3 protein-coding genes are annotated in these 12663 nt (G+C 66.4%); all 3 read right to left on the reverse strand.

Going from position 1 to position 12663, the window contains the following annotated elements; all coding sequences use genetic code 11:
• Positions 1 to 4: 4 nt before the first annotated feature.
• The 3 genes from AC239G_RS03240 to AC239G_RS03250 all read right to left on the reverse strand — a co-directional run bounded on the left by AC239G_RS03240 (position 5) and on the right by AC239G_RS03250 (position 12506).
• Positions 5 to 10651: an amino acid adenylation domain-containing protein gene (locus AC239G_RS03240; RefSeq protein ID WP_487489804.1), complete on the reverse strand. Its 10647-nt coding sequence runs from the start codon at positions 10649 to 10651 to the stop codon at positions 5 to 7.
• Positions 10652 to 10768: 117 nt separating this feature from the next.
• Complete coding sequence (locus AC239G_RS03245) at positions 10769 to 10984, reverse strand: hypothetical protein (protein ID WP_487489805.1); 216 nt, start codon at positions 10982 to 10984, stop codon at positions 10769 to 10771.
• A gap of 250 nt (positions 10985 to 11234) precedes the next feature.
• Positions 11235 to 12506: a cation:dicarboxylate symporter family transporter gene (locus AC239G_RS03250; protein WP_487490102.1), complete on the reverse strand. Its 1272-nt coding sequence runs from the start codon at positions 12504 to 12506 to the stop codon at positions 11235 to 11237.
• Between the last annotated feature and the right edge of the window lie 157 nt (positions 12507 to 12663).

The raw sequence follows: 12663 nt of genomic DNA on the forward strand, positions 1-12663 counted from the left end.
GGTTTCAGCTCCTAGTGGTGTTGCTTGGCGGGGTTTGGTTCCAGGAGTGGATGGAACTCATCTGTGATTCGGCGGCCTCGCCCATGTGGATGGACAGGACGGGAAGAATCTCTTCGAGAGCCTCGGCACTGAGCATGTCCGCGTGCCGGGCGTCGACCTCGGTGACGTGGATGTCGCCGGTGACGAATCGGCGCCATGAGTCGGGGCCGGGGGTGCCGCTGGGAACGTCCCGGGTCGCGGTGAAGAGCACCAGCTCACCGTCGAACGTCTCCACCGGGGCTTCGCGGATCAGCCTGGCCAGGGTGAAGAACCCGCGGGTCATCGCCGCAATTGTCTCGGGTGCCACATTGCCGAGGGGATCACCGTGTGCACGCAGGATCTCCAGGGCCCGTTCGTCATCGAGACCCTCCGTTGTCTCCGTGATCGCCGGATGATTGGCGCCGAGGTAGTTCGCCCACAGCTCGGACCCTTCGCCGACATCGGCGTTGCGCTCCTGCCCGGTGGGGAAGGCGTCGAGAATTCCGAGGAACGCGACGGACTCGCCCTGCTCCTGAAGGCGGGTGGCCAGACGGTGGGCGAGGATGCCGCCGAGAGACCACCCGATCAGGTGGTAGGGGCCCGACGGCTGAACCGTCTGCAGATGGTCGATGTAGTCGTCGGCGAGTTCGGTCAGCGTCTGGGCTGTCATCTGCTCCGGGTCCCCGGGTGAGAGGCCGGGCATCTGCAGGCCGATCAGCGGGCGGTCCGGATCGAGGCCGTGGAGCATCGCGGCGAAGCCCCAACTGATGCCCGTGGCCGGGTGAACGGCGAACAGGGGTGGCTTCGCACCCGCGGAGCGCAGCGGGAGCAGGCGGTGGAGGCTGTCGGCGATGGAGTCTGCGCCGCCTCGGCCGACCTCGCGAACGAGCTGTTCGACGGTCGGTGAGCGGAACAGGGCCTGGACCGACAGACCGGCACCGAGGGCCTCGTTGACAGCTGCGATGAGCGGCCGGGCGAGAAACGAATGCCCGCCGAGTTCGAAGAACGACTCGTCGATGCCGACATGCGGCAGGGACAGCACGCGTGCGAAGATCGCGGCGACGGTCTTCTCCTGCGGCGTGCGTGGTGTCAGCCGCGATCCGACGGTCGCGGTCGACGGGTCGGGCAGGGCCGCCTCGTCGATCTTGCCGTGAGCGGTGAGGGGGATCTCGTCGATGACGACGAGGTGCGAGGGCGCCATGTAGGAGGGAACGACCGAGCGCACATGGTCGCGGGCCTCATCGGCGAGGAGGCCCCGAGACGAAGTCCCGGTTGAGTCCTCGGCGAGCTGGGCGTCGGTCTCCGTTCTCGCGCCGACCTCGGCGACGATATAGCCGACGAGCTGCATCGTGGCAGGGTCCGTGCCGAACGGACGGACGACGGCGTCCTTGACGCCCGGTGCCTGGCGCAGGGCCTGCTCGACCTCCCCGAGTTCGACTCGGTATCCGCGCAGTTGGATCTGATCATCGCTGCGACCGATGAACTTGAGCTCTCCGCCCTCGTGCCTGACGACGAGATCCCCGGTCCGGTACATGCGCTCGCCCGGGCCCCCGTAGGGGTCGGCGATGAAGCGTTCGGCGCTCAGTCCCGGTCGGCCCCGGTACCCGTGGGCCAACTGCTCGCCCGCCAGATACAGTTCCCCGATCGTCCCGGACGGTACATGATGGAGGCGTTCATCGAGGACGTATCCGCGCATGCGCCCAAGCGGCGACCCGAGAATCGGAGTCGGGGAGGCACCCACAGGTGCGGCGAATGCGTCGACCGTGGTCTCCGTGGGCCCGTAGAGGTTGTGGGCGATGATGCCCGGGTGGCCCCGCAGCCACTGCCAGAGATCGGGGTCGATCGCTTCCCCGCCGAGGGCGAGGATGATCGGAGAGTCTTCTTCAGCGGCCTCAGCGATCATGCGCTCGAAATCCGGTTCGGCGGAGAGCAGACGAAGGTAGCTTGGTGTCGTCTCCCAGAATCCGATGCCGAGTCGGCGCAGATCGGCCGCCAGCTGCTGTGGATCGCGTTGGACGGCCTCCGAAGCGATGTGAAGCGGATGCCCGACCACCATCCACAGCAGGGGATCCCAAGCGGCGTCGAAGCCGATTCCGGTGGTGTGGGCGACCGGAATCCGGTCGGCCTCATCGCTCGGGGTCGGCAGGAACCGTGCCCGGTGGGAGGCGAGGAGGTTCGCCAAGGCCGAGTGGCCGACTGCGACACCCTTGGGCCGGCCTGTCGAGCCGGAGGTGAAGGTGACATAGGCCGCCGAATCCCGGTGAGGCGTCGGCAGCGTCGCGGTCGTGGTCGCAGCGGTTGCCCTTGAGGTCGTGGATTCCTGAGGAGCAGGTGAGGGGCGAGTCGAACCGTCGGCGGGCGAGATCTCGATGATGTTCGGGGTGATCCCGGCATCGGCGAGGAGGGGCGAGAGCTCTGAGGTTCTGCCCGGCTGTGTGATGACGATGGGTGGTTCGGCGTCGGCGAGGATTGCAGTGGTGCGACCGCGGGGATAGTCGATGTCGATCGGGTTGAAAGCTGCACCGGTCTTGAGTACGGCCAGTGTCGCGACGATGACGCCGAGGCCGCGACTCAGTCGAACGGAGATCGTGTCGCCGGCGCCTGCTCCCTGGTCGATGAGCTCGTGCGCCAAACGGGTCGAGGCGGCGTCGAGTTCGCGGTAGGACAGTGACGTCTGGTCGGACCGGACCGCTACGGCATCGGGCATTCGGGCTGCGGTGGCGGCGAAGACGTCGAGCACCGGCGGCGGCGTGTCAGCAGGCATGTGGCCGGTGAGGGACTCGATCGCCGTCCGGGTTTCGACCGGGTCGAGCAGGGCGATGTCGTGCAGCGGTCGTTCGGGATCCTGCACGGCCTCATCGACGAATCGGGAGAATCGTCGGCAGATGTCGGCGATGGTCTCCGCGTCGAACATCGATGAGTTGTAGTCGAGGACCACCGCAAGTCCCGCGTCGGCATCGCTGCGGCGGAATGTGAACGAGAGGTCGAACTTCGCGTCACCGGTCTCGACCTCAGGTTCGATGCTCGTGGTGACCCCGGGCAGCTCGAGTTTCGGTGCTGCCGACTCCTCGAGGGACAGCATGACCTGGAACAGGGGATGGCGGCCCAGTTCGCGAGGCGGATTGACCGATTCGACGAGACGTTCGAACGGCACGTCGTCGAGTTCCACTGCATCGATGACTGCGGCGCGGGTGCGAGCCAGGAGCGCGCGCAGGCCGGGGCCCGCCGAGGTGTCGGTGCGGATCGGAATGGTGTTGACGAAGAGTCCGACCATGTCTTCCAACGCCGGGTCCGACCGGCCGGCGCTGGGGGAGCCGATGACGATGTCGTCACCGGCACCGAGCCTGCTGAGATAGCCGGCGAGCACGGAGTGCAGCGCCATGAACAGACTGGCCCCGTTCTCCGCGGCCACCGCTGCCAGACGGGCAGAGGTACGGGCGTCGAGGCTGAAGTGATGGTGACGACCCGACTGCCTGGCGGTCGTGGGACGGGGGCGATCGGCGGGCAGGGTGATGTCGGTGGGAATCCCCTCGAGCCGGTCGTGCCAGGTTTGGATCTTCCGTTCCAGGAGTGGGACCTCCGCTCCAAGGGCCTGCTGGTCCTCGAGGACATTGCGCTGCCAGAGCGCGAACTCGGCGTACTGGATCTCGAGGGTGCGTTGCATCGGATGGGCCGAGCCGCGCAGTGCGGCATAGGCGGTGGAGAGGTCCTGGGTCAGTGGACTCAGCGAGGCGCCGTCGGTGGCGATATGGTGCATCACCAGGTGGAGAACCCACTCGTCGCCTTCAGTGAAGAGGCTCGCACGAATGGGAAGGTCGCGGCTGAGGTCGAATCCGACGGCGGCCTCGTCCCTCATCTGCTCCGCGGTCTCCGTGCCAGAGGTCGTGGTGCGGCGTGCCATAAGACCCTCACCGGCGTCCGGGGGCAGGATCTGCTGGACGGGGCGGCCATCGACACTGGGGTAGATGGTGCGCAGGATCTCGTGTCGGGCGATCACGTCCGTCAGCGCCTGGCCGAGGGACTCCGCGTCGAGATCTCCGGAGAATCGGACAGCCAGGGAGATGGTGTAGTCCGAGGCGTCGGTGTCGAGCTGATTGAGGAAGTGCAGCCGCGCCTGCCCATAGGACAGAGGGATCAGCTGCGGGCGGGTGGGTCCGTGCGACCGACTCCACGCGGTGAGGCTCAGCTGCGGCGCACCGTCGGCCGATTCCGCCGTGGTCGTGGGGTCCTCGGCGGGTTCCGCCTCGGTGGGGCCGCGAGAATCGAGTCGATGCAGCAGCGCAGCCGGGGTGGGAGAGTCGAAGATTGCGCGCAGGGGCAACTCGGTGTCGAAGGCAGTGCGGATGCGGCCGATGAGGGAGACCGCCAGCAACGAGTGCCCGCCGAGGTCGAAGAAGTCGTCGTCGAGGCCGATCTCCTTCGTGCCGAGCACGGACGAGAAGACTCGGCACATGGTGTGTTCGTCCGCGGTGCGCGCGGCTCTGGAGCCCGTGGTCCCCGAAGCAGTGGGGGCAGGCAGCCGGGAGCGGTCGAGTTTGCCATGTGACGTCAACGGGATCGAGTCGAGACCGACGAGGATGTGGGGGACCATCGGTGCCGGCAGCTGGGCGGCGAGGTGATCGCGGAGGGCCGCCTCGTCGGCGTCCCCGGTGTAGTAGCCGATGAGCCGTGCCGATTCGGGATCCGTGAGATTCTCGACGATGGCAGCGGCCTGGGTCACCCCCCTGCCCGAGGCCAGGGCGTTCTCGACGTCTCCGAGCTCGACCCTGTATCCGCGCAGTTTGATCAGGTCGTCATCGCGGGAGACGAAGTCGAGGCTGCCGTCAGGGTGTCGGCGCACGAGGTCGCCGGTCCGGTACATCCGAGCGCCCGGTTCGAGAGGATCGGCGACGAATCGTGTTGCCGTCTCCTTGGGCCTGTTGACGTAGCCGGAGGCGATTCCGGCGCCTGCGAGATAGAGATCGCCGACGACTCCATGAGGGACATCACGCAGATGCTGATCGAGGACCATGGTTCGAACATTCCTGATCGGACGGCCGATGGTGGGTCGGTCTCCCGCGACCGTGGCGGTGACGGAATCGATGGTGAATTCGGTGGGACCGTAGAAGTTGTGGGCTCGCACCTTGGGGTTTGCAGCAAGCTCCTGCCAGAGATCGGCGGGCACGGCCTCTCCGCCGAGGGCGAGCGACAGCGGGAATCGGTCTTCCTCGGTTACGTTCTCGAACAGTCCTGAGATGATGAGCTGCCTGACGAACGAAGGGGTGGTCTCGAGGGCCCGGATCTCGTGCTCGCGGCAGAATCGGACGAGTGCTTCGGCATCGCGGCGGATCTCGTCGCCGACGATGTGCAGGCTCGCTCCGGCCACGAGCCAGAGCACCGGGTCCCAGGCGGCGTCGAAGCCCAACCCCGCCGTGTGCGCTGCCTGGACCGGTCCGATGTCGAGTCCCGCCTCGGCGAAGATGGTCTCCCGATGATGGGCCAGCAGATTCAGCAGGGCACTGTGGGGGACTGCCACGCCCTTCGGGGTGCCGGTCGATCCGGAGGTGTACATCTCATAGGCGCGGTCGCTCGGAGCCGGACGGTCGGCTCCGTGACGACCGAGTTCGGCGGTGTCATCGTCACGTCGACCCGCCTCGGCGGTGTGGAGTTCGGTGGTGCCGATCGCTGTGCCCGGGCGGACCGGGAGCTCAGCCTCGTCGGTGATGACGGCTGCGGGGGCGCTCGCGTCGAGGATCAGCCGGATCCGCTCTCCGGGGTAGCTGAGGTCGATGGGCACAGCGACTGCCCCGATCGAGAGCACTGCCAAGGGTGCCGCGATGGCGTCGGCGGACCGGGGAAGGGCAATGGCGACGGTGTCTCCCGCTGTGATTCCTCGGGTGGCCAGGACATGAGCGATCTGGTCGATGCGGGTCCCGAGTCCGGCGAAGGTCAGCTCGCCGTCGTCGGCGATGAGCGCCCGGCGTTCGGGATGCCTCCTGATCGTCGAATCGAGGACGTCGAGGACCGTCGATTCGGGTGCGACCGCGTCGCGGCCCTGACCCTGAGCGCGGATCTCTGCGAGCTCGTCCGGGCGCAGCACCTCGAGTTGGCTGAGTTGTGTGTGCGGGTCGGCGGCGAACTGGTTGATCACATGGACGAATCGTGCGGCTATGGCTTCGGCGGTGGATTCGTCGAAGAGCGCGGAGTCGAACTCGAGGGAGCCGGTGATGCCGGCAGCCTCATTGACCGTGTGCATGTCACCGAGCGTGTGAGGCGCGCCGTCGTTCTCGCGTTCGGCAAGGTCGAGGAGGAGGTCGAACTTCGCCTCCGACACCTCTGGCCCGGGTGCGGGTTCGACGTCGAGGTCACCCATGTCCAGAGCCGCGGGGGCAGTGTTCTGCAGGGTCAGCATGACCTGGAACAGCGGATGGAGCTGATCCGAACGTGGGGGTGCGAGTTCGTCGACGACGCGTTCGAACGGCGCATCCTGATTGGCATAGGCGGAGAGGTTGGACGCGCGGACCCGATCGACGACATCGACGAGGCTGGGGTTGCCGGAGGTGTCGGTGCGCAGAACGATGGTGTTGACGAAGAAGCCGATGAGATCGTCGAGTTTCGTCTCTGTCCTGCCGGCGACGGGAGTGCCGATGGGAATGTCGTTGCCGGCACCGAGCTTGCTCAGCAGCACAGCGAAGGCGGCTTGCAGGACCATGAACAGGCTGGCGTTGCGCTCGCCGGAGAGCCGGCGCAGGCCGGTGTGGGTCTCGGCGTCGATGTCGACCGGGATCCTGCGGGAGACGCGGGCGGTGTTCTGTGCGCTCCTCGGCCGATCGACGGGGAGTCTGAGTTCGACCGGAGCCCCGGTCAGTGTGTTCTTCCAATAGGCCAGCTGGTCGGCGATCTCGCTGTCGGGGTTGTCTTCGGAGCCGAGAGTTCTCCGCTGCCACAGTGCGTAGTCGGCGTATTGGATCGGCAGCTCGGGGATGGTGGGGGTGGTGCCGCGAGCCCGGGCGCGGTAGGCAGCGGAGAGGTCACCGGCCAGGGGCCGCAGCGACCAGCCGTCGGCGGCGATGTGGTGGAGCGTGAGGAGCAGGAGATGATCCTCGGTGCCCAGCCTGATCAGCAGGGCCCGGATCGGCAGCTGCGTCGAAACGTCGAAGCCGTGTGTCGCCTCCGCATCGACGGTGTGATCGACGAGGTCCTCGCTGATCTCCACAATGGGCAGGGCGATCTGCGCATCGTCGGCGGCGCGGACCACCTGTTCGGGCTGGCCCTCGGTCCACGGGAACACGGTGCGCAGGCTCTCGTGCCGAGCGACGACGTCGTTGATTGCAGCATGCAGAGCATTGGTGTCCAGGTCTCCGCGGATGCGCAGGGTGAGCGGAATGTTGTAGGCCGCGGATGCCGGGTCGAACTGGTTGAGGAACCACAGACGGCTCTGCGCGTAGGACAGGGGAATGGTCGCGGGACGGTTTGCGGCGACGAGTTCGTCTGCCGGCTCCTGTGCCGTGTCGTCGAGGTCGAGTCCGGCACTGAGTTCGCGGACGGTGGGATGGTGGAAGATCTCGCTCAGGGCGGGTGGGTACGCGAACCTCTCCCGCAGTGAGGCCACCAGCTGGGTGGCGAGCAGGGAGTGCCCGCCGAGTTCGAAGAAGTCATCGTCGATGCCGACGGTCTCCACCCCCAGCACTTGGGCGAAGGCCTCGGCTACGGCCTGCTCCTGGGCCGTCCTTGGTTCTGCCGATTCCGATTGCGTCGACTGCGGCTCCGGCAGTGCGGCGCGGTCGAGCTTGCCGTTGACGGTGAGGGGAATCCGTTCGATCTGTGTGATGAACGAGGGGACCATGTAGTCGGGTACGCGCGTCTTCATCTGCCGGCGCACCTCGGCGGTATCGATCTGCTCATCGGCGGTGATATAGCCGAGAAGCTGACTGTAGCCGGCCTGGTTCTGTCCCAGGATGACCGCGGCCGACCGGATCCGGCCCTCCGACTGGAGAGCGAGCTCGACCTCGGAGAGTTCGACGCGATAGCCGCGCAGTTTGATCTGCTCATCGGCCCGGCCCAGGAACTCGATGCCTCCGGCCAGAGGCCTGCGGACGATGTCGCCGGTGCGATACATTCTGGAGCCGTCGTCGGCGAAGGGGTCGGCGATGAATCGTTCTGAGGTGGTGGCCGGGCGGCCCACGTAGCCGCGCGCCAGATTCAGCCCCGCAATGTAGAGCTCCCCACGCGCCTGCGCCGGAACAGGGGCCAACCGGGAGTCGAGGACGTAGTGCCTGGTGTTCGCCACGGAGCCGCCGAGGTCGGGTGAGGCACCGGCGACGATGGGAGCGGTGAGACTGTCGACCGTCGTTTCCGCCGGGCCGTACAAGTTAAAGGAGTCCACCTCGGGCAGGGCCGCGAGCTGATCCCAGAGACCGCGTTCGACCGCTTCACCGCCCAGGGCGACGACGCTGGGATGCTCGGTGCCGCTGAACGTGCCGTGGGCGAGAAGGGCCTTGACGAATGAAGGAGTCGTCTCGATCGAGTCGATGCCGTGGGCGGCGAAGTAGTCGGTGAGCGTTTCGGGGTCACGGCGGGTGATCGAGTCGATGAGGTGGAGTTCGTGCCCGGCGAAGAGCCACAGCAGCGGATCCCAGGAGGCGTCGAAGGAGATCCCGGCCGTGTGTGCCACGCGCAGTCCTCGCCCGAGTCGACGGGCGGCCGGATCGAAGATGGTCTCCTTGTGGCTGTGGAAGAGATTGAGCAGCGACCGGTGCTCGACCCCGATGCCCTTGGGTCGACCGGTCGACCCGGAGGTGAAGATGACGTAGGCGAGGTCTTCGGGGGCAGGTGTCGACCCGGTCTGCTGTGACCGAGCCTGCGCTGACCCGTCCTGGGTCGACTCGGTCCCGGGTGCTGCCGACTGCGGTTGCGCATCGATGTCGATGACGGGACGGTCGGTGGTCATACTCGTCTCTCCGGCGGGACCCGACACTGTTGAGGAATTGATGACGAGCACCGGCGCTGCGTCGGCGATCATCGCTTCGATGCGGTCGGCCGGATAGTCAGGGTCGAGGGGTACGTAGGCGGCACCTGTTTTCAGGATTCCGAGCACGGCGATGGGCAGCGTGGTGGACCGGCCCAAGCGTGCGGCGATGCGAGTCCCGGGCCCTGCACCGAAGTCCCGAAGACAGTCGGCGAGCTGAGTCGAGCGGCGGTCGAGTTCGCAGAAGCTGATGTGCCCGCCCTCGGCGACAACTGCGGTGGCGAAGGGGGACTTGCGGGCGTGACGGGAGAACTCCTCCACCACGGTGTGGCCGGGAAGCTGCTGGTCGGGTCCCTTGCCGCCCGCGATGAGTTCGTCGGACTCGTCGGCATCGACGAGAGCGAGGTCCGCCAGGTGCTGATCTTCGCTCGCGTCGAACTGGCACAGGACGGAGAGGAACTGCCGCAGGTGCTCGGCGAGGCTGTGCTGATCGTAGAGTTCGGCGTTCGCCTCGAATCGAACGATTGCCGGCCTACTGCCTCCATCGGAACTGGGATTCGCTCCGATGCCGTGGATGATGATCGAGAGGTCATCGACCGGGCCGGTCGACAGCAGGTGCAGCGAGGCGGTCGGCATCCCGAAGTCGATGTCGTCGACGTGCGGGAAGATGTTGACCGAAGGCCCGATGTAGTCGCTGTCGGTGCTCAGCTCCTGATATTGGAACCGCTGGTGGATGAGCGTCTCACGCAGCGTCGCGCCGGCGCCGGCGACGAGATCTGCCGACGTCATTCCCGGTGCTGCCTGCAGCTGAACCGGTAGGATCTTCGACATCATGGACGGCACTGATTTGGACAGGGCGCTGCGACGAGCAGTGACCGGAAGGCCCACCGAGATGGACTCTCGTCCGGTCATGCGGTGCAGGTAGGCCGCTGCGGCGCTGAGGATGAGAGTCGGGGCCGACCGGGAGCCGGCCAGGCGTGATGAGAGCTCCTGGGGGATGTCGGCATTGCAGGTGACAAGCCGTCGTGCCGGTGATGCCGGACGGTCGGCCAGGCCGGTGGCAGTCTCCGACTCGGAGCGCACCTGCTTCCAGAACTCGGCGTCGGTGCTGAAGCGCTGCGAGGAACGGTACTGAGCCTCCTCGGCCACCAGATCGTCGAGGCCGCCGAAGGGCGAGTCCGATGCGGTTCCCTGATCGGCGAGTTTCCGGTAGACCTGGGATTCGCGGCGGAGGACGAGGACGGCGGAATAGCCGTCGACGAGGAGGTGGTGGGCCCGCTGATAGAAGATCCAGTGGTCGGGTCCGATGTGGAACAGCTGGGACCGGAGCAGGTCACCCTCATCGACATCGTGGACGGTTTCGAGATCCTCCTGCATCAGCGCATGGGCCGAGGCTTCGGGATCCTCACTCGACTCCGTCCGCAGGTCACGGACCAGGAGATGGCTGCGTGCCGGTCCGAGCTGTTGGAAGGGACCTTTTTCGTCCTCACCGAAGACGACGTTGAGCGAGTCGGCTTCGGCTACGGTCGTGGCGACCGCCTTGCGCATTCTGTCGACATCGAGCGGCCCGCGAATATCGACATAGAGCCCGATCTGGAACGTCGGGTTGTCGGGTTCGATCTTCTGGGCGTACCAGATTCCGCGCTGTGCTGAGGTGAGGTCGATTCGAGCGTTCTCGTCAGTCATCGTGTCTTTCGCAGTGGGTGGGGGTTTCCTTGAGCGAGGGTTCCGTCGGCAAGGAGGCGCGCGGGTGCTCAGCGCAACCCGGCTGTGGGGTCACGTGAGCAAGTAGGGGATCGGTCGTTACTGGAACTGCCCGATGTTGATATCGCCGAGGAGGTCGCCCAGATCGATGATCGGGCCGTTGATGAGCGCCCCCGAGGCCTCGGGCGAATCGGTCGGTGAGGTCTCGGCGGCGGAGGCGCTCCCGGGTGCGGTCATGAGACCGACGGCCATGACGATGGTCGCGAGTGCGGCACCGGAGACGGTGCGGGCGTTGATGAGCTTGAGATTCTTCATGGTCCCTGTCCTCTTCTGGCATCGGTTGCAATCGTCCGTATGGGGACGGACATGTGTCATTCGGAAGACTCGCGAATGTGGATTGGCTGGCCAAGAGTTTTTCTTGGTCCGATGTTTCGAACCCTTCGTCACAGCACTACGACAGGGGAGGGCCGCCTCGGCGAGGGGAGACGAAAAACCACGGGTGCCGACGTCCTCACGATGAGGACATCGGCACCCGTGGTGGTTGTGGAGCGAGAGCGATCGAAGGTCAGCTCACGGCGACCTTCTCGCCTTCTGCGGGGCGAGCCGCCTCGGCGGGGGCACTATGCGCATCCGGTTCGAGCGAGAGCTCATCGAATGGGTTCTGACCCGACAGGGTGGCGCGGGCGACGTCGAGGTCGATCTCGTTCGTCCACTTGCCGATGAGCAGGGTGGCCACGGCGTTGCCGGTGAAGTTCGTCAGCGCACGGCACTCGGACATGAACTTGTCGATGCCGACGATGACGCCCATGCCGTCGAGCAGCTCGGGACGGTGCGACTGCAGACCGGCGGCCAGGGTGGCCAGGCCCGCACCGGTGACTCCGGCGGCACCCTTGGACGCGATGATCATGAACACGAGCAGCGAGATCTGCTCGGGAATCGACATCGGCATGCCCATGGCCGAGGACACGAACAGCGACGCCATGGTCAGGTAGATGGCGGTGCCGTCGAGGTTGAACGAGTAGCCGGTGGGCACGGTGATGCCGACGACCGGCTTCGAGACTCCGGCGTGCTCCATCTTCGCGATGAGGCGCGGCAGGGCCGACTCGGACGACGAGGTGGAGAAGATGAGCAGGAACTCACGGGCCAGGTACTTCAGCAGCAGGAAGATGTTCAGACCGGTGACGATCTTGAGCAGACCGCCGAGGACGATGACGATGAACAGCGCACAGGTGAGGTAGAAGGCGCCCATCAGAGTCGCCATCGCCCCGATCGCGGCCCAGCCGGTCTTGCCGACGACCGCGGCGATCGCACCGAAAGCGCCGACGGGGGCGGCCCACATGATCATCATCATGAGCTTGAAGACGACAGCCTGGATGTGCTTGATTCCGGTGAGCACGGGTTCGCCGGCCTTGCCCATCGACTGCAGGGCGAATCCGACGAGAAGCGCGAGCACGAGGGTCGGCAGCACCGGGATGTCACCGGGGATGAGGCTCATGAGGAAGCCGACCATGCCGCCTTCCTCGCCACCGGACGCCTCTTCGTACGGCTGGAGGTGGAGTCCCTCGCCGGGGTGGATGAAGTTGCCGACGACGAGGCCGATGACCAGGGCGAAGGTCGCCATGACCAGGAAGTAGATGAGGGCCAGTCCGCCGACCTTGCCGACGGTGGCCGCCTTGGCCACGGAGCCGACGCCGAGGACGATGGTGCAGAAGATGACCGGGGCGATGATCATTTTGATGAGAGCGACGAACGCCTTGCCGAGCGGCTCGAGGGCGATTCCCGCCTCGGGGGCGATGAGCCCGATGGCGGCACCGGCGAACACGGCGACGATGACCATGATGTAGAGCCAGTGGGTGCGATCCTTCTTCCGCTGCGGGGCACCCTGATCGGTGGCAGCTGCGGTGGCGTTGCCCGTCTTCGCGGACCCGCCTTCTTGCTGTGGCGACATTGCCATGATTCCTCCAAATGATTTCCGCGAACTCACCCGTCGGTGG

The organism is Brevibacterium sp. Lmc1, assembly GCF_057654315.1.

Bases quoted from the DNA above. Each gene is read 5' to 3' on its own strand.
- AC239G_RS03240 (WP_487489804.1), bottom strand. From the start codon at position 10,651: ATGACTGACGAGAACGCTCGAATCGACCTCACCTCAGCACAGCGCGGA.
- AC239G_RS03245 (WP_487489805.1), bottom strand. From the start codon at position 10,984: ATGAAGAATCTCAAGCTCATCAACGCCCGCACCGTCTCCGGTGCCGCA.
- AC239G_RS03250 (WP_487490102.1), bottom strand. From the start codon at position 12,506: ATGGTCATCGTCGCCGTGTTCGCCGGTGCCGCCATCGGGCTCATCGCC.